Annotated in this window: 1 pseudogene; it reads left to right on the top strand. The window is 60.2% G+C overall.

Annotation, left to right across the window (positions count from 1 at the left end):
- A pseudogene (locus tag EOA28_RS37895) lies at positions 1-235 on the top strand (hypothetical protein); the annotation flags it as partial.
- Positions 236-573 lie beyond the last annotated feature (338 nt).

Genomic DNA, 573 nt, shown 5'->3' with positions numbered 1-573 from the left:
CGTCATGTCCGAGCCGATGGCCGACGGCACGCTGAAGCTGATCGCCGTCGAATACATCACGTCGAAAGGACCGGCCTCGCTCGAAGGCCATCTCTTCAACTTCAACACCGCGCCCAACCGCTACGGCCTCGGCCCGTTCTACGAGCTGCATGTCTGGGCTTGGAAGCAGAACCCGACCGGCGCCTTCGCCGACATGAACCCGAACGTCTCGTGCGACGCGATGAAGGGGATGTGAGCGCCTTTTCCTTCTCCCCGTTTCTATACGGGGAGAAGGTGGCCCGAAGGGCCGGACGAGGGGCAGCGCCAACGATTGCGATTGGCCGCCCTTCGTAATCCAACAGAGGATAATCACCCTGTAGGACACTCCCGCAAAGAACCTCTTCGACACGCAGTTCATCCCAAATTTCCGAGGCCAGCGATGCCCCTCATCCGCCTGCCGGCGTTCGTCGTTCGAAAAGCCAAGCAATTGGCTTTTCGTCCGCTGCGCGGACCACTCCTCACCTCCCCGTATAGTGACGGGAGAAGGAAGCTCCCCACCCACCCTTTCTTAAGGTGTTTCGGATAGACCCGAAC

The organism is Mesorhizobium sp. M2A.F.Ca.ET.067.02.1.1 (genome assembly GCF_004023285.1).
GTDB lineage: Bacteria > Pseudomonadota > Alphaproteobacteria > Rhizobiales > Rhizobiaceae > Mesorhizobium.
The sequence above is the reverse complement of the archived record's forward strand: the minus strand, read 5'-3'. Positions and strand labels throughout refer to the sequence as shown.